Below are 421 nucleotides of genomic sequence, written 5' to 3' on the forward strand. Positions count from 1 at the left end.
GTCTTACTGCTGCTTTTAGGTTTTATTATATGTGTTTTAAATACACCGACTACTCTGGTCTGTGATATTCACGAACGTTATTTTCAATATTTGATAAGTAGAAAATATGACGATCTTCATGAACAGCATCTTGTTCTTCGTCAAATTCAACGTCATCAAAACGTTTGAAGAATGTTTCATATGCATCAACAGATACTTCAGTACGGTTATTTAATAATGCTTTATGTGCAGCTTGATCTAAATGATCTTTGTAGCCTTCAACTAATGTCGCACTATAAAATTCACCAACTGAACCTGAGCCATAACTGAATAAACCGATTGTTTCACCAGCTTGTAAATCTCGATTTTCAAGTAATGATATTAGGCTTAAATATAATGATCCAGTATAAATATTACCGACATAACGGTTATAATCTACAGC

At 32.8% G+C, this 421-nt stretch carries 1 protein-coding gene; it reads right to left on the reverse strand.

Going from position 1 to position 421, the window contains the following annotated elements:
- Positions 1–49 precede the first annotated feature (49 nt).
- Positions 50–421: hydroxymethylglutaryl-CoA synthase (locus A7976_RS14835; RefSeq protein ID WP_131801009.1), on the reverse strand; the 372-nt coding region annotated here is incomplete at its 5' end.

Origin of the sequence: Methylobacillus sp. MM3, assembly GCF_001645185.1 — a bacterium.
Taxonomy (GTDB): Bacteria; Pseudomonadota; Gammaproteobacteria; order Burkholderiales; family Methylophilaceae; genus MM2.